The sequence below is a fragment of the Streptomyces sp. CY-1 genome (assembly GCF_047218265.1).
Taxonomy (GTDB): Bacteria; Actinomycetota; Actinomycetes; order Streptomycetales; family Streptomycetaceae; genus Streptomyces; species Streptomyces niphimycinicus.
Genome location: NZ_CP178393.1, coordinates 649,694 through 673,072, shown reverse-complemented (window position 1 = coordinate 673,072; position 23,379 = coordinate 649,694). Strand labels below are relative to the sequence as shown.

The 23,379-nt window shown below is 72.4% G+C and carries 21 protein-coding genes and 1 pseudogene; 7 read left to right on the top strand and 15 right to left on the bottom strand.

From position 1 onward, the window contains the following. Positions 1-165: 165 nt before the first annotated feature. From ACK1X7_RS03150 to ACK1X7_RS03110, 9 genes are all read right to left on the bottom strand, one after another. Complete coding sequence (locus tag ACK1X7_RS03150; RefSeq protein WP_413114600.1) at positions 166-1,383, bottom strand: S1 family peptidase; 1,218 nt, start codon at positions 1,381-1,383, stop codon at positions 166-168. 110 nt (positions 1,384-1,493) lie between these two features. Continuing rightward, positions 1,494-2,624, bottom strand: a complete 1,131-nt coding sequence (locus tag ACK1X7_RS03145; protein ID WP_385154905.1) for an LLM class flavin-dependent oxidoreductase — start codon at positions 2,622-2,624, stop codon at positions 1,494-1,496. 43 nt (positions 2,625-2,667) lie between these two features. Continuing rightward, on the bottom strand, positions 2,668-3,720 hold the full coding sequence (locus ACK1X7_RS03140) for an ABC transporter ATP-binding protein (RefSeq protein WP_390794373.1): 1,053 nt from the start codon (positions 3,718-3,720) through the stop codon (positions 2,668-2,670). Continuing rightward, positions 3,717-4,784 (bottom strand): ABC transporter ATP-binding protein, encoded by a 1,068-nt coding sequence (locus ACK1X7_RS03135; RefSeq protein ID WP_390794372.1) that lies wholly within the window; start codon positions 4,782-4,784, stop codon positions 3,717-3,719. The genes ACK1X7_RS03140 and ACK1X7_RS03135 overlap by 4 nt, the downstream gene beginning before the upstream one ends. Beyond that, complete coding sequence (locus ACK1X7_RS03130; protein WP_390794371.1) at positions 4,762-5,679, bottom strand: ABC transporter permease; 918 nt, start codon at positions 5,677-5,679, stop codon at positions 4,762-4,764. The genes ACK1X7_RS03135 and ACK1X7_RS03130 overlap by 23 nt, the downstream gene beginning before the upstream one ends. Continuing rightward, positions 5,676-6,695, bottom strand: coding sequence for an ABC transporter permease (locus ACK1X7_RS03125; RefSeq protein WP_390794370.1), 1,020 nt, complete (start codon positions 6,693-6,695; stop codon positions 5,676-5,678). Before ACK1X7_RS03125 ends, ACK1X7_RS03130 begins: the two co-directional genes overlap by 4 nt. Continuing rightward, positions 6,692-8,269 (bottom strand): ABC transporter substrate-binding protein, encoded by a 1,578-nt coding sequence (locus tag ACK1X7_RS03120; protein WP_385154890.1) that lies wholly within the window; start codon positions 8,267-8,269, stop codon positions 6,692-6,694. Before ACK1X7_RS03120 ends, ACK1X7_RS03125 begins: the two co-directional genes overlap by 4 nt. Before the next feature lie 383 nt (positions 8,270-8,652). After that, positions 8,653-9,591 carry a DsbA family oxidoreductase gene (locus tag ACK1X7_RS03115; protein ID WP_390794369.1) on the bottom strand — a complete coding sequence of 313 codons (939 nt, stop codon included), beginning with the start codon at positions 9,589-9,591 and terminating at the stop codon, positions 8,653-8,655. After that, entirely contained in the window at positions 9,588-9,998 is a 411-nt protein-coding gene (locus ACK1X7_RS03110) for an RrF2 family transcriptional regulator (RefSeq protein WP_385154884.1), read from the bottom strand. Before ACK1X7_RS03110 ends, ACK1X7_RS03115 begins: the two co-directional genes overlap by 4 nt. A gap of 96 nt (positions 9,999-10,094) precedes the next feature. Between ACK1X7_RS03110 and ACK1X7_RS03105 the strand changes: the two genes are divergently transcribed. Next, positions 10,095-10,619, top strand: coding sequence for a cupin domain-containing protein (locus ACK1X7_RS03105; protein ID WP_385154881.1), 525 nt, complete (start codon positions 10,095-10,097; stop codon positions 10,617-10,619). Between the two features lie 148 nt (positions 10,620-10,767). Beyond that, positions 10,768-11,013, top strand: a complete 246-nt coding sequence (locus tag ACK1X7_RS03100; RefSeq protein ID WP_385154878.1) for a hypothetical protein — start codon at positions 10,768-10,770, stop codon at positions 11,011-11,013. A 26-nt stretch (positions 11,014-11,039) separates the two neighbouring features. Here the strand turns inward: ACK1X7_RS03100 and ACK1X7_RS03095 are convergent, their stop codons facing one another. Beyond that, positions 11,040-11,636 (bottom strand): helix-turn-helix domain-containing protein, encoded by a 597-nt coding sequence (locus ACK1X7_RS03095; RefSeq protein ID WP_385154875.1) that lies wholly within the window; start codon positions 11,634-11,636, stop codon positions 11,040-11,042. Between the two features lie 90 nt (positions 11,637-11,726). On the opposite strand from ACK1X7_RS03095, the gene ACK1X7_RS03090 reads away from it, so the two are divergent. Next, positions 11,727-12,374: a class I SAM-dependent methyltransferase gene (locus ACK1X7_RS03090; RefSeq protein WP_390794367.1), complete on the top strand. Its 648-nt coding sequence runs from the start codon at positions 11,727-11,729 to the stop codon at positions 12,372-12,374. 65 nt (positions 12,375-12,439) lie between these two features. Here ACK1X7_RS03090 and ACK1X7_RS03085 read toward each other — a convergent pair whose 3' ends face one another. The 3 genes from ACK1X7_RS03085 to ACK1X7_RS03075 all read right to left on the bottom strand — a co-directional run bounded on the left by ACK1X7_RS03085 (position 12,440) and on the right by ACK1X7_RS03075 (position 15,490). Further along, positions 12,440-13,522: an acyltransferase family protein gene (locus ACK1X7_RS03085; RefSeq protein WP_390794366.1), complete on the bottom strand. Its 1,083-nt coding sequence runs from the start codon at positions 13,520-13,522 to the stop codon at positions 12,440-12,442. Positions 13,523-13,693: 171 nt separating this feature from the next. Continuing rightward, positions 13,694-14,395, bottom strand: a complete 702-nt coding sequence (locus tag ACK1X7_RS03080) for a DAK2 domain-containing protein (RefSeq protein ID WP_385147662.1) — start codon at positions 14,393-14,395, stop codon at positions 13,694-13,696. A 96-nt stretch (positions 14,396-14,491) separates the two neighbouring features. Continuing rightward, positions 14,492-15,490, bottom strand: coding sequence for a dihydroxyacetone kinase subunit DhaK (locus tag ACK1X7_RS03075; protein WP_385147659.1), 999 nt, complete (start codon positions 15,488-15,490; stop codon positions 14,492-14,494). A 172-nt stretch (positions 15,491-15,662) separates the two neighbouring features. Between ACK1X7_RS03075 and ACK1X7_RS03070 the strand changes: the two are divergent. The 4 genes and pseudogenes from ACK1X7_RS03070 to ACK1X7_RS03055 form a co-directional block, all read left to right on the top strand. After that, a pseudogene (locus tag ACK1X7_RS03070) lies at positions 15,663-15,852 on the top strand (hypothetical protein); the annotation flags it as partial. Between the two features lie 136 nt (positions 15,853-15,988). Further along, the gene (locus tag ACK1X7_RS03065; RefSeq protein ID WP_413116842.1) at positions 15,989-16,786 is read left to right on the top strand and encodes an SDR family oxidoreductase; all 798 of its coding nucleotides are present in this window, start codon (positions 15,989-15,991) and stop codon (positions 16,784-16,786) included. Positions 16,787-17,004: 218 nt separating this feature from the next. Further along, positions 17,005-18,177 carry a sialidase family protein gene (locus ACK1X7_RS03060; protein WP_390794364.1) on the top strand — a complete coding sequence of 391 codons (1,173 nt, stop codon included), beginning with the start codon at positions 17,005-17,007 and terminating at the stop codon, positions 18,175-18,177. A 631-nt stretch (positions 18,178-18,808) separates the two neighbouring features. Continuing rightward, entirely contained in the window at positions 18,809-20,827 is a 2,019-nt protein-coding gene (locus tag ACK1X7_RS03055; protein ID WP_385147653.1) for a spermidine synthase, read from the top strand. Positions 20,828-20,902: 75 nt separating this feature from the next. Here ACK1X7_RS03055 and ACK1X7_RS03050 read toward each other — a convergent pair whose 3' ends face one another. Further along, positions 20,903-21,970 (bottom strand): hypothetical protein, encoded by a 1,068-nt coding sequence (locus tag ACK1X7_RS03050; RefSeq protein ID WP_385147650.1) that lies wholly within the window; start codon positions 21,968-21,970, stop codon positions 20,903-20,905. Positions 21,971-22,292: 322 nt separating this feature from the next. After that, entirely contained in the window at positions 22,293-23,261 is a 969-nt protein-coding gene (locus ACK1X7_RS03045; RefSeq protein WP_390794362.1) for a D-2-hydroxyacid dehydrogenase family protein, read from the bottom strand. Positions 23,262-23,379 lie beyond the last annotated feature (118 nt).

Sequence of the window (23,379 nt, the reverse complement as noted above, 5' to 3'; positions counted from 1 at the left end):
CGTGCGGGCGGGGCTTCCGGGGGCGCAAGGCCAGTGGCTCCGGGGGCTGTCCGGCCTGTCGCCGCTCCGAGGACCCGGCGTGTCGTGACTCCCGGGGCCGCCCGGCCCCATCGTGGCTCCCGGGTGTCCCGCGGTGACGGCGCGGGACACCCGGGTCGCGTGGGGTCAGCCGTTCTCGGCAGCCCCACCGGCGCCGTCCGCGCCCGCGCCGTCCCCGGCGGCCCCGCCGTCATCGGCGCCGCCGTCCGCCGCGCCGCCGCCTCCGGCTGCGCCGCCGTCCCCGATCTGCGCGCCGACCGCCGCCAGCGCGGTTGTCACCGGCTGGAAGAAGGTCTCGCCGCCGGAGGTGCAGTCACCGCTGCCGCCGGAGGTCAGGCCGATGGCGTTGCCGTCCGCGCTGAACAGCGGGCCGCCACTGTCGCCGGGCTCCGCGCACACATCGGTCTGGATGAGCCCGCTGACCGTGCCCTCGGGGTAGTTGACCGTGGCGTCCAGACCGGTGACCGAGCCGTCGTTGAGTCCGGTGGTGCTGCCCATGCGCTGCACCTGCTGGCCCACCGCTGCCTCGGCGGCCCCGACGATGTCCACGTTCTGGTTGCCAGTGTTCACCGTGGACGGGGCCTCGGTGTTGGCGTCGTCGTAGGTGACCAGCGCGAAGTCGCCGTCACCGGGGAAGGTGGCGTCCTGCACGGTGCCGATCGGCGCGCCGTTCTGGGAGTCCGACCACTGCTCGGCCGCGACGCCGCAGTGGCCGGCGGTGAGGAACGCCGGGGCGCCGCTGTCCGTGGTGACGTTGAAGCCGAGCGAGCAGCGCGCGCCGCCGCCGAAGATGGCGTCGCCGCCCGCGACGAAGGGCTTGAACTCGCCCGTGGACTTCTTGAGGGTGGCCATGCCGTCGCCCAGCGACTTCACGGTGGACTCGAGGGTGTCCCACTTCGCCCCGGTGACGGTGGAGTCGGCCGTGACCCGCAGCTCATTGGTCTTGGGGTCCACCGACCAGGCGGTGCCCGGGATGGTGGCCTTGGTCTTGAGCGTCTTGGCGGCGGTCTGAAGCGCCTTGGTGCTGTTGTCCACGCTTCTGGCCACCGCGCCGGCGCTCTTGACCTGGACGTTCACATTGTTGTTGTCGCCGACGACATTGACGATGACCTGCTGCTTGTCCTTGTCGTAGTAGGCCCCGCCGAACGCCTCGCCGAGCCGTGACGCGAGCTGCGCCGCGATGTCCGCCGCCGACGCGGCGTCCACCTTCTTGGGCTGGGCGGCCTCGGTCTTGTCGTCCTGTGAGGCGTTGGCGTTGGGCAGCAGTATCGCGGCCGCCGCGACGGCGGCGGCCCCGGCCCCCGCGAACACGATCTTTCGCTTGGGTACGCGTTTATGGCTCAACTCATGACCTCCTGTTGGGGGGTTACGGGATCGGCTCATCCGCGACGAGCACGACCCGGCAGTGGATACGGGCGGCGCACGAGTTGCGTTCAGAGGGATTGAGGAAATCTTTACGCGGCGCTCCCACCGGCCCGGTGGGCCAGCTCCTGGCGGACCAGTGGCAGCAGCTCACGGCCGTAGCCGACGGCGTCGTCCAGCGGGTCGTAACCGCGGATCAGCAGGGTCGTGACGCCGATGTCCACATAGTCCAGCAGCGCCTTCGCGACCGTCTCCGGGGTGCCGACCAGCGCCGTGGAGTTCCCGGCGGCCCCGGTGGCGGCCGCGGTGGCCGTCCACAGCGCCCGGTCGTGGAGCTCACCCCGGGCGGCGGCGGCCAGCAGCCGCTGGGAGCCGACGTTCTGCGGCTCTGTGCCCCCGGTCGTGGGTGAGCCGAGCGCCTCGCGGCCCCACCGGGAGGAGGTGAAGGAGCCCGCCGGGCCATGGGCCCTGATGGTGCCGAGGATCCGGTGCGCCCGCTCCCACGCCTGCTCCTCGGTCGCGCCGAGGATGGGCCGGAAGGACACGCTGATACCGGGCGGCTCGGTCCGGCCCGCGGCCTTGGCGGCGCGGTGCACGGAGGCGATCTGCTCCGCTGTCTCGGCCAGCGGCTCGCCCCACAGCGCGAAGGTGTCCGCATGCCTGCCGCCCACGGCGTACGCCGCCTCGGAGGAGCCCCCGAAGTACAGGGGGATGCGCGGCCGCTGACGGGGGCGGACCTCGGCGTGGAAGTCCTCGAAGCGGTAGAAGCGGCCGTCGTGTCCGAACGGCTCCTCATCCGTCCACGCCCGCTTCAGGATCTCCAGATACTCATCCGTGCGGGCGTAGCGGTCGTCCTTGCCCAGATAGTCGCCGTCCCGCCGCTGCTCGGCATCGCGCCCGCCGCTGATGATGTGCACGGCCACCCGCCCGCCGGAGAACTGGTCGAGGGTGGCGAACGTACGGGCGGCCAGGGTGGGCGCCACGAAGCCGGGCCGATGGGCCACCAGCAGCCCGAGCCGCTCGGTGCGGGCGGCGACATACGCGGCCACCTGGGCACCGTCCGGGGTGGCGGAGCCATAGCCGATCAGCACCCGGTCGAAGCCCGCCTCCTCATGGGCACGGGCGAACCGCAGGGTGTACTCGGCGTCCACGACGGGGCCACGGGCGGGGTGGATCTCGGACACCTCATGGGTGCCGATCATTCCGATGAACTCGACGGACATCGTCAGCCTTTCTCCGAGGGGCGGGAAGTGGCCGGGGGGGGGGTCACCGCCCGGCTTCCTTGTCTGTTTCTCCGGTGGCCGCCACCAGCTCCGGCGGCCCCTTCGCGGTGACCGGGGGAGCCGCCCCGGTCACCAGCTCACGCCACTGGGGCACCCGGTGGCAGGCGACGGTGCGCCCCTGGCCCACCGGGGCCGGCGCGGGCGCGGTGCGGCAGGCCCCGATGACGAACGGGCAGCGGTGCCCGAAGACACAGCCCTCCCGCGCCGTCCAGGCGGGCGGTTCGGCCGCCGGACGCAGCGCCGCCGCACCCGGCCCGCCCCCGCCCCGTACGCTCGGCGCGGAGGCGATGAGCAGCGCGGTGTACGGATGCAGCGGCCGGCCGAACACCTCCCGTACGGGCCCCTGTTCCACCACCCGGCCGCGGTACAGCACCGCCACCCGGTCCGCGATGCCCGCCAGCGAGCTGAGGTCGTGCGAGATGACGACGACGGCCATCCCGCGCTCGGTGCGCAGCCGGTCCAGCAGCCGCAGCACCCGGTTGCGGTTGGAGGCGTCCAGGGCGCTCACCGGCTCATCGGCGATCAGCAGCCGGGGCCGGGTGACGATCGCCCGCGCGAGCAGCACCCGCTGGCGCTGACCGCCGGAGACCGCGTCCGGCAGCCGGTCGCCCAGGCGCGCCGGGTCCAGGCCCACCGTCTCCAGCGCCTCGTCCACCCGTACGGCGATCTCCGTGTCGCCGAGCTCCCCCGCGACGGCGAGCGGCTCGGCCACGGCCCGCCGGACCGTCAGCTCCGGGTCCAGGGCCCGCAGCGGATCCTGGAACGCGTAACTCAGCCGCCCCGAACGGCGGAACGCCCGCAGCGCGCGCCCTCGCAGCCCGGAGATCTCGCGCCCGTCGAAGACCACCCGGCCCGAGCGTGGCGGGACCAGGCCCACGGCCGTACGGGCCAGCGTGGTCTTGCCGGAGCCGGTCTCCCCGATGACCCCGACGATCTCGCCCTCGCCCACGGACAGCTCCACACCGTCCAGCACCGGCCGCGCGTCCCGCCGGCCGAAGGCCACGGTCAGGCCGGAGATCTCCAGCAGCCCGCTCATACCGCCACCTCCCGGGTGCCGCGCACACCGGCCCGCGACCGTTCGATCTCCTCGCCGCGGACGCACCGCACCCGCCGCCCGTCGGCCGTCTCCCGCAGCGGCACCGGACCGCTGAGGCACTCGGGCGCGGCGAACGCGCAGCGGTCGGCGAACCGGCAGCCCGGCAGCCGCGCGCCCACCTCGGGCGGCGCGCCGGGGATCACCTCCAGCTTGCGCCGCTCCCAGTCGTCGACCGTGGCCACGCGCAACAGCGCCTCGGTGTACGGATGCAGCGGGTCGTTCAGCACCCGCTCGGCCGGGCCGTCCTCGACCAGCTCCCCGGCGTACGCCACCAGGATGCGGTCGCACACCTCGGCGATCACCGCCAGATCGTGGCTGACCAGCAGCAGCGCCAGATCCTGCTCGGCGCGCATCCGGGCCAGCAGTTCCAGGACCTCGGCCTGGACCACCACATCCAGCGCGGTGGTCGCCTCGTCCGCCACCAGCAGATCCGGTGCGCAGGCCACCGCGATCGCGATCAGCACACGCTGGAGCATCCCGCCGGACAGCTCGTGCGGATGGCGCCGGGCGACCTCGGCGGGGTCGTGCAGCCCGACGGCGGTGAACAGCTCGACGGCCCGTTCGGCGGCCCGCGCGCGGTCCAGCCCCAGCTTCACCCGCAGCACCTCGGTCAACTGACGCCCCACGGTCAGCGCGGGGTTGAGATACGAGGCGGGGTCCTGGAAGACGGCGCCCACCCGGGTGCCCCGTACCCGGTCCCACTCCCGGCGCGACAGCCCGGTCAGCGCCTCACCGGACAGGGCGATCTCGCCCTCGGAGACCGCGCAGCCCGGCGGCAGCAGTCCGAGCACCGACCGGCAGATGAGGGTCTTGCCGCTGCCGGATTCGCCGACCAGGCCGACGGCCTCACCGCGGCCCACGCTGAACGACACATCGCGTACGGCCGTCAGCCGTCCGGAGGCGATGGTGACGCCGAGCCCCTGGACCGCCAGCGCGGCGGGCCGATGGCCCAGGGCGCCGGGGCCGCCGGGCGTGGCGGGGTCAGGCGACAGGGAGTGCGGCATCGGCCTGCTCCTTGGTGGTGTCGGGGGTGTCGGCCGGGGAGCCGGTCGTGGCCGTCTCCGATGCGCCGCCGGGCAGCAACGCGTCCGCCCCGGCGTCCCGTACGGCATCTGCGAGGAGGTTGAGCGCACCGGCGGTGATGACGATCAGCGCGGCGGGGAACACCGGTGCCCAGATCTGCTGGGTGAGGAAGCCCAGGTCGGTGGCGAGCATGCCGCCCCAGGTGGCGGCGGGCGGCTGCACCCCGACCCCGAGGAAGGTCAGCGAGGAGACCACCAGCAGACAGGTGGCCAGCGCGTGGGCAGCGGTGACGATGACCGTCGGCAGGACCTTGCTCCAGATGTGGGTGCGCAGCACCCGCCCGACCGAGGCGCCGAACAGCTCGGCCGACTCCACGTACTGGGCGTGCCGCAGGCTCAGCGCGGCGGCGCGGGTCATCCGGAAGAACAGCGGGGCGTAGAGCACCCCGAGGGCCAGCATGGCCTGGTGCATCCCGTTGCCCAGCGCGCCCACGACCGCGATGGCGAACACGGTGAACGGCAGTGTCATCAGCGCGTCGACCGCGCGCTGCGCGATCCATTCGCCCACGCGCCCCATCCATAGCGAGGCCAGTCCGGTCGGCACGCCCACGGCCATCGCGGCGGCCACCGCCTCCACGGCGCCCGCCACCGAGCGGCCACTGCCCTCCAGCAGCCGGCTGAGCACATCGCGGCCCAGATAGTCGGTGCCCAGAAGATGGCCGGGGCCGGGGCCGCGCAGCATGTTCCGGGGGTGCTGGGCCAGCGGGTCATGCGGTGCGAGCCGGCCGCCGAACGCCGCCAGCAGCGCGATGGCCAGCAGCACCAGCAGCGCCACCTTGGCGGACGGATGTCCCCAGGCCCGTCGCAGCGTCCTCATCGGCGCGTCACCTCCCGCCGCCGGGCGGCCGGGTTCAGCGCGAGCAGCGCCGCGTTGACGGCCACGTTGACCACCAGGACCACCGCGATGGTCACCAGCAGCGTCCCCTGGATGACCGGGATGTCATGCTGCTCGGCCGACTGGAGGGTGAGCTGGGCGAGACCGGGCAGCGCGAAGATCTGCTGGGTGACCACCGCGCCGCCGAGCAGCATCGGCACGCTCATCCCGAGCGCCGTCAGCGCCGGTCCCGCGGCGTTGCGCAGAGCATGGCCGAACAGCACTCGCCGGGCCGGCAGCCCGCGCATCACCGCACCCGTCACATAGTTCTCCCGCAACGTCCCCACCAGCGAGGTGCGCAATTGACGGGCGATGGCGGCAGCGGCCTCCAGGCTCAGTGCGAGCGCGGGCATCACGGTGTACCGCAGCCACTGCGCGGGGTCCATGTCCAGCGGCACATAGCCACCGGACGGCAGCCACCCCAGCTTCAGCGAGAACACCGTGACCAGCGCGATGGCCACGACGAAACCGGGCAGGGTGCCGAGCAGCGCGCACAGCGCGGTGACAGCCCGGTCCAGCCGTCCGCCGGCCCGGAGCGCGGCGGCGACACCGGCGGCTCCGCCCAGCACCACGGCCATCAGCAGTGCCAGCCCGGCGATGGACAGATCCACCGGCATCGCCTGCCGGATGCTGTCGGCCACCGGGACCGTGGTGAACCACGAGCGGCCCAGGTCCCCGGTGAAGGCATGCCCCAGCCACGACACGTACTGCTCCCACAGCGGCCGGTCGAGGCCGAACTGCCGGTTCATCCGGGCGATATCGGCGGGGGTCGCCGTCTCGCCGAGCACCGCCGCCGCCGGATTGGCCCCGGAGAGCGCGCCGAGACCGAAGGTGAGCGCGGAGGAGAGCAGGAAGACCGTGCCCGCCGTGGCGAGGACGCGGCCGAGCGAGCGCGGAAGACGGGCCGCCCGTACGGGCTTCCGCCGGGTGCCCGCGAGGTGCGGAGCGAGCGCGGTCATCCGGCCGTCACCCCCTCGAACCGCTGCACCACCGGGAGCGAGGGGATGGCGGAGACGGAGGACGTACGGGCCAGCGCGCGCGGCACCGTGTAGAGGAACACATTCGGCATCGTGCGCACCGCCACCGCGGTGGCCGCCCGCAGCACCTCCGGATAGCGCGGCGACTCCAGCGGGGTGCGGCGCACCGCGGCCACGGCCGCGTCCAGTTCGGGTGTCGTACGGCGGGAGGGGTTCATCAGCCCCTCCGCGCCGAAGAGCACCTGCATCGCCTGCACCGGCGACTCCCGCCCGGCGAACTGGTCGAGGTACAGGGCGCGGGAGTGCTGGACGTACACCACCTGGGACGCCCGCGCCTCCGGGATGACCTCGATCCGGGCCCGGAATCCGGCCCGGTTGAGCTGCGCCTGCAACTGCTCGGGCGCGCCCTGCGGCTGGGCGGTGGTGATGGTCACCTCGACGCCGTCGCGGTATCCGGCCTCCCGCAGCAGTGCGCGTGCCCGCTCCGGGTCGTGCCGGTACACCGCGCCGAGCGCCGGGTCGAAGCCCGTATAGCCGGGCGGGAAGGGCTGGTGGTCCACCTCGCCATGGCCGAACTGCTCGCTGTCCAGCAGGGCTTGGCGGTCCACGGCGTACTTCAGGGCCTTGAGGACGGCGGGGTCGTCGAAGGGCTTCATGGCGGTGTTCACATCCAGGACGCGCACCACCATCGACGGGATGAGCTGCACCGTGAAACCGGCCTCACGTGCCGCCCCGACCTGGCTGAACGGAATCTGGGCCACATTGAGCCGCCCGGACTGGAGCGCGGCGAGCGCAGTGGTCTCATCGGGCTTCGGATACGCCTCGAAGCGCTCGACGGCGATGTGCTCGGCGTTCCAGTAGCCGGGATCCCGGCGCAGGCTCGCCATCGAGTTCTGGGTGTAGGACACCAGCCGGAACGGGCCGTGGCCGACCGGCCTGGTGGCCAGCCGCGCCTCGTCCTTCCCGAACGCGGTGGGGCTGACCACCATGCCGGTCTTCCCGGCCAGGAGCGCGGGCAACTGGTAGTCGGCCTCGGTGAGTTCGAGGACCACGGTGTGCGCGTCGGGGGCCCGTACCGCGTCGATGCTGGTCAGTTGGGAGGCGATCAGGGACTTGGGGTGGTTCTTGCCGCGCTCGACGCTCTTCTTGACGGCCTCGGCGTTCACCGGGGTGCCGTCGGCGAACCGCAGCCCACGACGGAGGGTGAAGGTGAGGCGCCGGCCGTCGTGGGAGTAGCGCCAGGAGGAGGCGAGCGCGGGCTTGGCGCCGCCCTTGGCGTCGAGCTGGGTCAGTCCGGAGTAGACGAGCGACAGCAGATGGACATCCCAGCCCTTGGAGGAGAACACCGGATCCCAGCTCGAGGGCAGATCCCAGCCCCAGCGCAGGGTCGAGCCCCCGCCGCCCGCCCCGGTCGTCGCCACCCCGCCGCAGGCGGACAGCAGCAGGGAGCCGCCCGCCCCCAGAGCGAGCCCGAGCACGGAGCGCCGGTCCGGAGCGGGGCGCGGTGGCGGATCTGGCGGACGGCGGACGGCAAGTGGCGGGGCGGCGGAAGTCATGACGGGACGTCGCCTTTCGTGGTGTCAACTGCCCCCGGACGGCGGTGAGTACACGGCCGCACACGTCCGCGCACGACAGCGAGGACACGCGGACGGGCAGCGGTCATGAAGGCCGGAGCGGTGGAGCCCGGGGCCCGGGGAGAAAAGAGAGGGGAACGAGCGGAACGAGGCGCTCGGGACGTGGCGGATCGCGTCAGCGGATCGCGTCGGCGAAAGGGGCGATCAGCGACAGATGGCGCTGGCGGTGCGCCGGAAGTCCACGTATCGGCACACCACACCGGGGTGCGTCGTCAGCATGTGCCCATGGTGCGGGGCGAGGACCGGCGAAGTCAATGGACACCTTTAGGTGTCTCATCGGGTAAGACGCTACGACCTGGGGCTTTTCAGTCCTGACGGGCGGCGAGCGCCGGATGGGTGGCGGCCTCGTCCGGATGCAGCCACAGCGGCCCGCCCGCCGTCTCCACCCGTACGGCCGTGGGCGGGGGAGTGGTCCGGCCGGTCAGCAGTGACAGGTCGGGCCCGGTCAGACTGCGGTGCTCCACCAGGGCCTCCTCGGGCCCGATGAGGGCCGCCTGCCAGGGATGACCGGGAGCCACCGTGCGCAGCGCCGCCGTGTACTCGGCCACGCTCCGCCACCCCGGGGCGGCCACGCGCCCGCCGGGGCCGGAGAACACCAGCGTGGGCAGCGCGTAGCGCACCCCGTCCTCGGTTTCCTTGACGCCCGTGCCATGCGGCCCCGGGGCGCGGAAGGCGGACGCCTCCGGGATCGGGGCGCGGGCCTCGGCGTGGTCCTGCCGGACGGCCGCCACCACCGACGGATCGTCCATCTCCGCGCCCAGCCGCCCCACATCGACACCGGCGAGCCCCGCCAGGGCGTCGAGCACCCGCTCCGCCGTATCGGCCGGAGTGCCCAGTACGAACGTGGTCTCGCGCAGCCGCCGCAGCACCCGCTGCGCGGCGATCGCACCCTGCCGCTCGGCCGCCTTCGCGGCGAGCGAGGCCGGCCGGCTGGTGGCCGCCACCCATCGCAGCCGGTGAGCGTAGGGCGCCCGCGTATGGCGGGCGACATCGGCGACATAGCGGCCGTACCAGGCGGTCTCGGCCGCGGGATCCGGTGCCGGATCGTCGCCGTCGTCGAAGAGGATGCCGAACACCCGGCGCCAGCGGGCCCGCCCCGCGGTGAGGGCCCGCAGATGGCGGAACGCGGGCTCGGAACCCCACGCCCAGGGGCAGGCCGGATCGGTGTACTCCACGATCTCGACGGTCGCGTCGCCGCCGTCCGCCCCGGTGCGCTTGGGGCCGTCCGGGCTCGCGGGCGTCATGCCGCCAGCCGCTCGTGGACCAGATCGCTCAGGGCGGTGGAGGTCAGCACCTGGCGCACATGGTCCTCCATCCCGCGCCATACTCCGGGCAGTCCGGCCGCCGGGCCGTGGTAGCCGAGGTCGTCCAGCCGCTCGCCGCGCAGCGTCAGGAACGCCCCGTCCACGGCGAGCACGATGTCCGCGAGTGTTATCTCGGCGGGGTCGCGGGCGAGCCAGTAGCCACCCTCGCAGCCGCGCTGACTGCGTACCAGACCGGCCTGGCGCAGATCGCGGAAGACCCCCTTGAGGAACCGGAAGGGGATGCCCTGAGAGGTGGCCATCGCCTCGCAGGTGAGTGGCCTGCCCGCGTCCGCGGCCAGCTCCGCCAGCGCCCGGACCGCGTAGTCCGCCTTCGCCGAGATCTGCATACGGCCATTATGCAGCGTGGATTTCGCGGTGTTGTGCCTGGTGGGAGAAAGGACACCTGTTGACATCCATTACCCGGGCTTTCTACGGTCGCTGTCATGACGACGCCCGGCGGCGACCCCGCGCAGCAGCACGACGCGTTCCATCCGCATCTGAGGGATCCGAACGATCTGACGGCCACCGCCCCCGACAGTCCATTGCGGATGCGGCTGCACCACATCCGTACCGAGGACGTCGATCCCGGCACCGCCCAGACCGAGGGGATGCGGCGGTTCGCCGCGATCAGCGGTCAGTCGGTGGGCTCCGAGCGGCTCTGGATGGGCCAGACCCATGTGGCGCCGGACACCGCCTCCGCCAACCACCACCACGGCGAGTCCGAGACGGCCATCTTCGTGGTGCGGGGCCACCCCGAGTTCGTCTTCGCCGAGGAGCGGGACGGACGGGTCGAGGAGGTCCGGCTGCGCACCCGCCCGGGTGACTACATCTTCGTTCCGCCGTTTGTGCCGCACCGGGAGGAGAACCCGGACCCCGACGACGAGGCGGTGGTGGTCATCGCCCGCAGCACCCAGGAGGCCATCGTGGTCAACCTGCCGGAGCTGTATGTGCCGGCGCCGGGGGAGTAGCCGACCTGCGCGGACACGTGGCGTAGCGGACACGTGGCGTAAAGGTGGCCGCGTCCCATCGGCGCCGGCCACGCATTCCGCCGACGCTCGCGGGTAGTCGCCCCTGCTGTGCCCCCTCCATCGACGAATCGACGAAAGGAGCGGCATCGTGAGCGACGACCGGCGAGCGGAGGAACGAGAGGAGCGCCAGGACCGGGGCGGGATCCCCAGGGACCTCCCCGACCAGCAGGCGCAGGACGGCCCCGACCACCTGGACGTGGCGGGCGCCGGTCAGGAGCCGGACCTCGGGGACGACGTCCCCGAGACGGACGAGTCCGGCACGGGACGGCAGGGCAAGCCGCAGACCGGAAGCGTGCACCCCGAGCGGCCCGTCCCGGACGAGCCCTCGGGGTGAACACCCCCGGTGTGAAGCGGGGCGGGTCAGGTACCGGCAGGGCGGGCGCGGACATGGATGCGCTCGCCCTGCGCCCCGAACAGCGAGAGGAACTCCACCGGCCGGTCCCCGGCGTTGGCGAAGCCATGGGGCGTACGGGTGTCGAATTCGGCGGCCTCGCCGGACGTGAGCACCAGGTCGTGCTCGCCCAGCGCCAGCCGTAGCCGCCCCGAGAGCACATAGAGCCACTCATAGCCCTCGTGCACCCGCTGCTCCAGCGGTTCGTCGCGCGCGCCCTGCGGCAGGGGCGGCATGATCTGCTTGTAGGCGTGCAGCCCGCCCAGATAGCGGGTCAGCGGAACGAACGTCTGGCCCTGCCGGGTGAACGGCCGCGGATGGACCCGGGGATCCCCGGTGGCCGGCGCCCCCACCAGCTCGTCCAACTGCACTCCGTACGCCTTGGCCAGCGGCAGCAGCAGCTCCAGGGTCGGCTTGCGCTGCCCCGCCTCCAGCCGCGACAGGGTGCTCAGCGAGATCCCGGTCGTCTCGCTGAGCTGCGCCAGTGTGGTGCCACGGGTGCGCCGCAACGCCCGCAGCCGGGGTCCCACGGCGGTCAGTACCTCGGTGAGGTCTTCGTCAGCCATACCTTTTATTTGCTACCCCGGCAAAGAAGTTTGTCAAGTGGTCGCGGCCGTCTGCACTCTCCTGCCAGGAACGAAGGGAGCACATCCGATATGACCGCCGACTCGCACAGCATCTCGCCCGACACCTCGCCCGAGGAGTTCTGGGACAACTTCTACAGCGCCGAGGACCGCGTCTGGAGCGGCCGGCCCAACGCCGCTCTGGTGCGCGAGACCACCGGACTGACTCCCGGCAGCGCACTGGACCTCGGCTGCGGTGAGGGCGCCGACGCGATCTGGCTCGCCCGGGAGGGCTGGCGGGTCACCGCCGTCGACGTCTCACAGGTCGCCTTGGACCGCGCCGCCGGACACGCGGTCTCGGAAGGTGTCGGCGACCACATCGAGTGGCAGCGGCACGACCTGTCCGAGTCCTTCCCGGCCGGCACGTTCGATCTCGTCTCCGCCCACTTCTTCCACTCCCGGCTGGAACTGCCCCGGGACCAGATCCTGCGCACCGCGGCGGGGGTCGTCGCACCGGGCGGAGTGCTGCTGATCACCGGACACGCCGCATTCCCGTCCTGGGCGCCGGACCCCGGTCCGGATTTCCACTTCCCCACGCCCGAGGAGGTGCTCGCCGGGCTCGACCTCGCGGACGGGGAGTGGGACGTCCTCGTCAGCGATGTCCATGTGGAGAACATGACCGCTCCCGACGGACAGCCGGCCACCCGCACCGACAACACCCTCAAGCTCCGCCGCCACTGACGGCGGCCCCGCGCCCCACTCGGGAACCGGACCGCCCGTGGGGACCGGCCGACAGGAACCGGCCCTCAGGAACCGGTGCGCCGGAACGCCCAGTCCATGCGTGGCTCCAGCAGCGAGCGCAGGACCCGTCGCACCGGTCCCGTGCACAGCACGGTGATCATGAGCACCGCGGCCGCGGTGACGGCCAGCTCCCCGAGCGGGGTGTGCAGCCACGGATGGTCGTACCAGTCCCAGAAACGGGACGACTTGATGATGAAGCCGTGCAGCAGATAGCCGTACAGCGTCCCCGAACCGAGTGCGGTGAACCAGGTCCGGCGCCCCGGCACCCAGGCCAGGAAGCAGGCCGTCAGCACCAGTGCCAGGCCGAAGAGGGCGGGCGTGGTGAGCAGACCGGCCCAGGACGGTACGCCGTCCAGCGCCGCCACGCTCTTGCGGTGGTAGAACCACTCCGCGTCCAGCCACGGCGCCACCGCGTACGCCGTGCACAGGGCGAAGGCCACCACCGGAAGGGCGATCAGCCGGGTCCGCCGGGTCCGCAGCCGGGTGAAGTGGTCCGGTCGCAGGGTAAGTCCGACCACGAAGAACGGCAGGAACGCCAGCACCCGCTGGAGCCCGAGATCCCCACCGGCCTCGGGCGAAATGGAGGCCAGCGCGGCCACGGCCAGGGCGACCGGCACCGGGTGGCGCAGCGCGAGCCACAGCGGGGTGGTGATCCGCCAGATGAACAGGGCGGCCAGGAACCACATCACATACCAGGGGTCGAGCAGGCTGATCGGATAGCCCGGATCGTCCTGTGCCCAGCGGTAGAAGAGCGTGTACGCGATCTCGAAGACCACATACGGCACGACGACACCCGTGAGCAGCCGTTTCACCCGGCCCGGCGTCATGTCGAAACTCCGCGAGAAGTAGCCCGATATAAGGGCGAACGCGGGCATGTGGAACGCGTACACCAGCAGGTAGATCGCGGTGGCCGCCCGGCTGCCGTAGGTGAGCGGCTCCCATGCGTGGCCACACGCCACCAGCACGATGGTGAGGTACTTCGCGTTGTCGAAGTACGGGTCGCGCATCCGGCCGCCCGACGCGCCGCTCCCGCGCGGTCGTGGGACGGCCGGAGGTGTGGTCACACGGGTGGAGGTGTCCTGCCGCACAGCTTCTCCCGGATCCCTTCGATCGAGCCGACAGTCGAATCCTGGTCGTCTGCCCCGCTCCGCCCGTCCCATGCGGGCCCAGGATCCGGATCCCAGTACGTGCGGCCCGGCCGCGGCGTTCACCGGCGGGCGGCACGTCCGGGGATCCGCTCATGAACTCGGCCTTCCTCCTCAGGACACGGGGAGCCGGCTCAGCGAGGTCAGCTCGGCGTGTGCGGAGGCGAACAGCAAAGCGACGGTCAGGGCGCCCGGGTCCGGGACGCCACGGGCGTGGTCGCCGGTATAGCTGGCCCGTCCGCGCCGGGCGCGCAGATCGGTCGTGGAGCGGGCACCCCGATGGGCCGCCACCGCGGCCACGTGGAGCGCGTGCGCGGGGTCGGCGGTGGGTTCACAGGAGGCGAGGGCCCGCGCGGCGGGGACGAGGGCGTCCACCATCGTCTTGTCACCCACCTCGGCCTCGCCGACCCGCTGGATCGCGGCCGTCCCCGCGGCGGTGCCCAGGGCCAGCGCGGCGGTCCCGGGCGGGTCGGCGGCCATCCCCAGCGCGTCGGCGAGCTCCTGGAAGAGCAGCCCGAACAGGGGGCCGCTGGTGCCGCCGACATCGTCGAGGAAGACCCGCGCGGCGGCGTCGAGCGGTGCGTCCGGACCCCTCCGGTTTCTCTCGCCGTTCCCCGCGCCCGCCGCCAGGGAGTCCAGCGCACGGCGGACACCGTCCATCCCGGTGACCAGATTGCCACCGAAGTCGCCGTCGCCCGCCTTCTGGTCGAGCGCGGTGAGCTCGGGTTCGACGGAGCGTACGGTGGCGGCGAACCGCGTCAGCCAGTCCATGACGGCGGCGTGCGTAAGGCCCTTCGGGCCGGGCTGATCGGACATGAGCGGGGCAACTCCTCGGGGCGGTGGCGGGGTCACTGGTGGGTGCGGTGGCGGGGTCGAAGGGGCCGGACGGAGCACCGGGGCGGCCAGGCGGGGTCACAGTGGCCAGGCGGGCGTGCGGGCGGGGGCGTCCCACAGCCGCAGCGCCTCCGCGTCGGTGGCGAACAGGGTCAGCGAGAAGCCCCGCATGTCCAGGGCGCTGACGAAGGTGCCGGTCAGGGACCGGTCGAGGCCGACACCGCGGTCGTCGAGGGCCTTGGCGACGGCGTGGCGGATGCCGTACAGCTCCAGCGAGGTGATCGACCCCAGCCCGTTGACCAGGGCGAGCACCCGTGTCCCCGCGGTATCGGGCAGCGCGGCCAGCAGTTGGTCGGTCATGGTCTCGACCAGCTTGCCGAGCGGTGCGTGCGGGGTGGTCCCCTCGGCCCGCTCGCCGTGGATGCCGACCCCGAACTCCAGGACGTTGTCGGGAAGGGAGAAGGCCGCTGCCCCGGAGGCGGGCGTGTTGTGGGCGGCCGAGGCGACGGCGAGGCTGCGGGCCCGCCGGGTCACATCGGTGCCGAGGGCGACCAGGTCCTCCAGGCCGCGTCCCTCGTCGGCGGCGGCGCCGAGGATCTTCTCGATGATGAGGGTGGCGCCGGTGCCGCGCCGGCCGACCGCGATGTCATCGGAGTCGCTGGCGATGTCGTCGTCGATGAGGACACGTGCGCAGCGGATGCCCTCATGGGCGAGGCGTTCGGCGGCGATGCTGAAGTTGATGCGGTCACCGGTGTAGTTCTTGACGATGTGCAGCACACCGTCGGGCCGGGCGACGGCCCGGCTGGCCTCGAAGATCTGCCGGTTGTGGGGCGAGGCGAAGATCCGCCCGGGGCAGGAGGCGTCCAGCATCCCGGTACCGAGGAAGCCGGAGTGCAGGGGTTCATGGCCGGAACCGCCTCCCGAGATCAGCCCGACGCGGCGGGTGGGTGCGCAGTGGCGGGCGCGGAAGTATCCGTGGTCGGGGTGGTAGGCGACGAGATCGGCATGGGCGGCGGCGAAGCCCGCGAGCGCGTCGGGAACGAGAGACTCGGGCGAGTCGCGGAAGTACTGGGGCATGAACTCGGCTCCCTGGGCGAGTGGGGCGGACGGGGTGGACTCGGCGGTCGAGTGCCGTCTCGGCGGCAGCGGTTTGAGGGCTCAGGAACAGATCGTTCCCGCGACCCGGCGGAAGGGTGCTCAGGCTGGACAGCAGCGGGACCCCAACGGCCTACAGGCATACGCCGGTCGTGTGCAGAAGGGCAGGCATTGGGGAGGTTCCGGCGATGACTTCGAGCGCCACCCCCTGGTGTTCGGTCCCAGCCCGGTCCACCCCCCTGGACCGGCCGAGCGAGCGGCTGGGCGGGGCGCGCGTCCGGGCCAAGCGCGAGGACTGCGACAGCGGGCCGGTCTTCGGCGGCGACAAGACCCGCGAGCAGGAGTAGCTCGTCCCCGGTCCGAAAGGAGGAACGCGAGGCGATGGGCGGGCCGCCACCGGGGTACCCGAAGCGCGGCCCGGGCCACACGGCCCCCGTGGCCTGGCCACCCCCGCGAGACCAGGGAGCCAGGGTGACGGACATGAACACCGGGAACGACCGGCAGGACGGGAGCGCCGCGCCCCCCGACGGCCCGCTGTCGGGCTGCGCGGCGCTGGTGACCGGCGCGTCCAGCGGCATCGGAGCGGCCACCGCCCTGGCGCTGGCCCGCCAGGGAGCCGATCTCGCACTGGTGGCCCGCCGCACCGCACGGCTGGAGGACCTGGCCGCCACCCTCCGGAAGGAGGGCCGCTCCTGCGCCGTCCTCCCCGCGGATCTGCGCAGCGCGGCGCAGGCCCGTCAGTGCGTCGAGGACGCGGCGGAGCAGTACGGACGGCTCGATGTGCTGGTGAACAACGCCGGTTATGTGGCCACCGGCACGGTCGAGGAGAGCGACCCCGAGGTATGGGAGCGCATGATCGACCTCAACATCGAGGCCGTACTGCACACCTCCCGGCAGGCGCTGCCCCATCTGCTGCGGACGGCGTCCGACGGCCCGCGCGGGGTGGCGGACCTGGTGAACGTCAGCTCGGTGGGCGGCCGGGTGGCGCGGCCCGGCAACAGCGTCTACTCGGCCACCAAACACGCGGTGGGCGCCTTCAGCGAGGCCATGCGCCAGGAGGTGACCGCCCGCGGTGTCCGCGTGGGGCTGGTCGAGCCGGGCATGACCGTCACCGAGATGACGGCCGACAACAGGACGGCCACCGTCGCCCGCGGCTTGGCACCCGAGTCCTGGCTGCGCCCCGAGGACATCGCCCGCGCGATCACCTTCATGGTCGTCCAGCCCGCGCATGCCGCCGTCAACGAGATCATGGTGCGCCCCACCGCCCAGGCGCACTGACCCGACTGCCCCAGCCACCCCGCCGCCCCGTCACGCCACGGCGTAACGGGGCGGAAGCGCGTCCCTACCCCGGCCCGGCTTGGCTCCCGTCCGGCCCCGCTCGGCCCTCGCGGAAGCGTGCGCAAGGGATTTACAACGTTGGAAATTCTCTTTAACGTTGCGCCACGCACGGCCCGGGCCCCCCTTCCCCCTCCACCACTCCTCCTGAGGGAGCGTGCATGACCACGCCGTACCGAAGACACCTACTGCCCGCTCTGCTGACCCTCCTGACCGTTCTGGGCTCGCTCCTGGCCGTCCAGGCGCCCCCGGCCGCGGCCGCCTCCGGCACTCTGCTGCGCGACGGCACCGGCCTCTACCCCCGCGCCCTGCGGCTCGCGCACAACGGCGCCGCCAACGGCCGCGTCCTCGCCTCGGTGGTCACCTTCCGCGGCTCGGACGGGATCGGCGCCATCTACGAGAGCACCGACGACGGCGCCACCTTCCGCCAGGTGGGCGAGGTGGCCGACCCCGAGGCGTCGGGCGGACAGGGCGAATGCTGCGCCACCCTGTACGAACTGCCGCAGGCGGTCGGCGCCATGCCCGCCGGGACCCTGCTGTGGTCCGCCTCCATCGGCCAGGACGAGCCGGACCGCCGGATGGCCATCCGGGTCTTCCGCAGCAATGACCAGGGCCGCACTTGGTCCTATCTGTCCACCGTGGCCACCGCCCCCAGCACCAAGGGGCTGTGGGAGCCGGAGTTCTCCATCGATTCCAGTGGGCGCCTGGTGGCCCACTACTCGGACGAGACCGACCCCGCCCACAGCCAGAAGCTGATCGCCGCCCGCAGCGCGGACGGGATCACCTGGAAGGGCCACCACGCCACCGTCGCCAGCAAGCTCGCCTCCGACCGGCCCGGCATGCCCATCGTGCGCAAGCTGCCCGACGGCCAGTACTTCATGGCATACGAGATCTGCGCCGCCCAGGGGCAGTACTCATGCGTGGTCCACTACCGGACCTCCCGGGACGGCTGGAACTGGGGGAACCCCGCGCATCTCGGCTACCGCCCCGAAACCGCCGACGGCGAGTACTTCACCCATACGCCGAACCTCGCCTGGGCCCCCGAGGCGGGCAACCCCCGGGGCAAGCTGTTCCTCATCGGCCAGGTGCTGAACAACGCCGACGGCAGCACCGCCGCCGGCAGCGGTGCCACCGTGTGGACCAACAGCAACGGTGGCACCGGGGCGTGGCGTTCGATCCCCGCACCGGTACGGGTGGACTCCAAGGTGGTCGACTGGTGCCCCAACTACAGCTCGGCGCTGCTGCCCTCGGCGGACGGCAGCCGTGTGCTGGAGATCGCCACGGACTACGTGGGCACCGTGTGCAAGCCCTTCTTCGCCACCGGGGCGGGCTGACCGGTCGCACGATCGGATGGATGCCCGGGTGAACGCCCGCTGACCCGAGCGGTGTTGTTCACCCGGCTCCGGATCACCCGTCCGGCCGTTCGGGGCCGGTGCCCAGCATGGTGCGTACGACCGTCTGCACCAGGGCACCGGCCTCGTGGCCCTGCCGGTGGCGTTCGCCGTGACGGTGTCGTCGGCCGCGGTGTGGATGGCCGAACTGGCCGCGGCCACGGTTCTCGCCGTGCGCTCAGGGCGCCGCCCCGCTTCCCGGATTCCTTCCGTCTCCTCCGCGCGGGCGTCCGGCGTTGGCCCGGGCAGGTGACGGACAGCGCCCGGGCCATGACCCGAACGCCGTACGGAGCTGACCCGGGCAGCGGGCCCGGGCCGTGTGCCGCCGCGCGGCCACCACACCCGGCGCGGCGGGTGAACCGCGCGCCATGCCACTCGGCTGACCTGCACGAATGACCTCGGCAGAGGAGAGGTGGCGAGGTGGCGCGCGGGCCGAAGGCGAGTGGCCGGGGCGGCTTCCCGTTGCTCCGGACGCCCGCCATCCGGCCGACGGCACGGGCCGTGCGGGTGCTCGACCTGCCCCGTCCCGGATGACAGCGTGGCCGACATGGAGCACAGCCCAGGACCGCAAAACGTGCGCGCGAGGCTGCTGCTGGCCAGCGCCACCATGCTCTTCGTCGAGCTCGCGCTGATCCGGTGGACCGGCGCCAATATCGTCCATCTGAGTTATTTCTCGAACTTCATCCTCTTGGGCTCGTTCCTCGGGATCGGCCTGGGATTCCTCATGCCCGCCGGCCGCGGGCAGTGGCTCACCCGCTGGGCGCCCGTCCCGCTCGCCGTTCTCGTCGTCCTGGTGCGCGAGTTCCCCGTGCAGGTACGGCAGACCAGCGGCGAGGTCATCTACTTCACCGCCGTGAAGACCACCGGTCTGCCCCAGTGGGTGACCCTGCCGGTGCTCTTCGGACTGACCGCGCTGATCATGATGGCCATCGGCAAGATGACGGCCGATCAGTTCCGTCAACTGCCCTCGCTGGAGGCTTACCGCTACGACCTGCTGGGCTCGCTCACCGGCTCGGTGTCCTTCGCGCTGCTGTCCTGGCTGCGCGCACCGTCGGTGGTGTGGGGCGTGCTCGCCGCGGTGGCGTTGCTGACCCTCGGCGGCCGCCGCAACACCATCCGGTATACGGTCCCGCTCGCCCTGATGGTGGCCGTCCTGGCGCTGGAGACGGCGGCCAGCGGCATCTCCTGGTCGCCGTACTACAAGATCGAGGTGACCAGGCCGACCTCCGGCAGCCGGGACTACAAGATCTCCGCCAATGGCGTACCGCACCAGTCCATCGCCCCGTTGAAGGTGCTCGCACGCGCCGACTCCCCGTACGAGCAGCCCTACCGCGAAACCCCGAAGAACTCTCACCGCCGGGTGCTGGTCATCGGCGCCGGCAACGGCAACGACGTGGCGATGGCGCTCGCCCACGGCGCCCAGCGGGTGGACGCGGTGGAGATCGACCCCCGGCTCCAGGAGATCGGTGCGTCACTGCACCCGGCCCGGCCCTACGCCAACCCCCGGGTGCACGTGCACATCAACGACGGCCGGGCCTTCCTGGAACGCACCAAGACCCGCTACGACCTGGTCGTCCTCGCCCTGCCGGACTCCCTGACCCTGGTCTCGGGCGCCAGCAACCTGCGCCTGGAGAGCTATCTGTTCACCCGGCAGGCATTCGAGGCGGCCCACCGCCACCTCGCCCCCGGCGGCGCGTTCGCCATGTACAACTACTACCGGCAGAACTGGCTCATCGACCGGTTCGGCTCCACCCTCACCTCCGTCTTCGGACACGCCCCCTGCATCACCCACTACGGAGGCAAGAAGGCGGCCATCCTGGTGGCCGGTGTCACCTCCAGCGACCAGTCCTGCACCGCATCCGCCTGGCGCCCCTCGGGCCCGGTGCCCTCGGCCGCCAGTGACGACCATCCGTTCCCGTATCTGCTGCACCGCACCATCCCCACCCTCTACATCGGGGTCCTGGGCGCGATCCTGCTGGTGACCCTGGTGTCCGTACGGCTGACCGGGGTCCGGTTGCGGCGCACCGCCCGCTATGTCGACATGTTCCTGCTCGGCGCGGCGTTCATGCTGCTGGAGACCAAGAACGTGATCGGCTTCGCCCTCTACTTCGGCACCACCTGGCTGGTCAACGCCATGGTCTTCGCGGGGGTGCTGGTCGCCGTGCTGTGCGCGGTGGAGGTGCGGCGCAGGCTGCGCCGGGTCAATCAGCTCGTACTGCGACTGATGCTCTTCTCCAGCCTCGCGATCGCCTGGCTGATCCCGTCCCACCTGGTGCTGGGACTGCCCTTCGCCCCTCGGCTGGCCGCCGCGATCGCGCTGGCCTTCGCCCCCATCTTCTGCGCCAACCTCATCTTCTCCGACCGGCTGGCGGCGGCCTCCGACCCCACGGCGGCCTTCGGCGCCAACCTGCTGGGCTCCCTGTTCGGCGGCACCCTGGAGTATCTGGCCCTGCTCACGGGCTATCAGGCGCTGCTGCTGGTCGTGGCGGTGCTGTACGCGGGTGCCTGTGTCGCCATGCGCTTCACCCGCCGCGGCTCCGGCGACGTCCCCAGCCATGAACCACTCACCGTGCAGACGGCGCCACGCCCCTGAGCGCCCCGCTCCCAGCCGCCCCCGGCCGCCCTCCGGCCGGGGGCGGCTCGCGTTCGGTGGCGGGCGCCGCCGCGGTCACTCGAACATGACGTAATCCGGGCGTGGCCGCAGGGCCAGCACCTCTTCCGGGGTCATCAGCCGGCTCCCCTCGGTGTCCTCCTCGTAGAAGAGCTTGAAGCCGGTGCGCACGCCCTCGGGCTGGTCCTTGACCAACTGCCGCCAGGTGTCCCGCTTCATCCCCGGCGATCCGATGCCGTCCGCGCTCTTGATGACCACCACACCGGGCTGTGGGCGCAGCGCGGACTGCTCGCTGACGACGGACACGGCCACCTGGTGGAAGACCAGCGGCTTCTGCGGCAGATCGTGTTCGTCGACGATCCCGGAGAGATAGCGGGCCACATCGGTGAGTTCCTTGCCGCTGGTGTGGCCGTAGGTGTCGCCCGGCACCTCGCCCGGACCCATCTCCCACTCCGGGTCCAGGGCTATGCCGACATCGGGATGGACCAGCCATTCGCGCAGCGCCTTGACCTCGCCGAGGACTGACGCCCGGCCCGGCTGGATGTTCAGCAGCAGCAGGGCGCGATGGCGCTTGGCCGCGTCGTGGAAGCGGCGGATCGTGTCGGGGGAGGTGCGCGAGCGGTAGGTGCCGTCGGGGCCCGCGCTGCTGTTGGCCACCGTCGCGAGGAGTTCGAGCACCGGCTGCGGTTCGCGGTCCGCGGCGTAGGCGCGGGCGGTCTTCTCGATCTGGCGCACCTGGTCGTCGAGGTTCCCGATGCCGAGCCGGCCGAGCGCGGCGGCCCCGGGCAGTCCGCAGTAGCCCACCAGGCGGTAGCGGGACAGCTCCCGGCCGCCCCGGGGCAGCTCCGGCCGCGGCTTGGGGGTGGGGGAGGGGGAACTCTTTGACGGAGTGGCTGACGGGGAGCGCTCCGCCTTGCCGGAGCCCCGCGGGCCGGCTCCGGAGGGCGAATCGGCCGACTCCTCGCCGCAGCCGGCGAGCAGGCCGATCCCGGCCGCCGCGGCCACCGAGAGCATGCCGCGCCGGGTCGGTGGCGGTGTCCCCGATCCGCCGCCGCCGTGCCGCAGGGCGTTCTGCCCGGCCGATGCCCTGTCGGTTGCCGGCCTTCCGGGTGTGCTGTGAGCCACGTTCCCTCCGTCCGCGGTGCCGGTCGGTGGACCGGGCACCGGTCTGTTGTGCGGGCCGATGGGTTGTCCGTGCCAGGCAGCCTGTCCGGTATGACGAAGGCGAAACGGAATAGTGTCCACCGGGCGGAGGGCATGCGTCGCTTTCAGCCCGGGCAGACGACCGGTGGCTGGGTGTGGAATGTGCGAACGAGGGCGGCCGGGCCCCCGATGAGCCCAACCTGCCCTGGAGCAAGCCCCCTTGACGCCTCGCGGTCGAATCTCGATTGGGCCCGGGGGCCGCTCCCCGCCGTCGCCCGGTGGCGGGGGTGCCGGAGCGGGGCGGTCAGGCGGGCGGGGTCAGCCGGCGGATCGGCGCCCCGTCCAGATAGGCGCGGATGTCCTCCACCACATCGCCGTAGAACCGCTCGTAGTTGGCCCGGGTGACATAGCCGAGGTGCGGGGTGGCCAGCAGATTCGGCAGGGTACGGAACGGATCGCCCGACGGCAGCGGCTCCCGTTCGAACACATCGACCGCCGCGCCCGCGATCCGGCCGTCCCGCAGCGCCTCCGCGAGTGCCGCCTGGTCCACGATCGCCGCGCGGGAGGTGTTCACCAGAAGCGCCGTGGGGCGCATCCGCCTCAGCTCCGCCGCGCCCAGCAGCCCCCGGGTGCGGTCGCTGAGCACCAGATGCACCGAGACGATGTCGCTGGTCTCCAGCAGCTCCTCCTTGGAACCGGCCGGCCGCACCCCCTCCGCCTCCGCGCGCTCGGCCGTCAGATTCTCGCTCCAGGCGGCCACCTCCATGCCGAAGGCCCGGCCGACCCGCGCCACCTGGGTGCCGATCCGCCCCAGCCCCAGCAACCCCAGGCGGCGGCCGTGCAGATCGGTGCCGACGGTGCTCTGCCACGGCCCGCCGTCCCGCAGCGCCGTGCTCTCCGGCACCACATGGCGGGCGAGCCCCAGGATCAGCGCCCAGGTGAGCTCGGTGGTCGGTTGCGAGCCGCCGCCCGTGCCGCACACGGTCACACCGTGGCGGGCGGCGGCCGCCAGGTCGACCGACGCGTTGCGCATCCCCGTGGTCACCAGCAGCCTCAGCCGTGGCAGCCGGGCGAACAGCGATGCGGGGAAGGGTGTGCGCTCCCGCATGATGACCACGATCTCGCAGTCCCCGATTTTCTCGGCCACCGCGTCCTCACCGTCGATGTACTCATGGACCGGCACCACGTCCACCGCGTCGAGCACACCGGACCAGTCGGCCGCCGACAGCGCCACGTCCTGATAGTCGTCGAGTACGGCGCAGCGCGGCTTCATGGGACTACCTCTGTTTCCTCGGACGGGTACGGTGTTTCTACCACCCGTGTGAAGCCACCCCGAAAACTGGGGCCTGACACGTCGTCACCGCGTTTGCGGCGCCACCCTTCCGGATGAC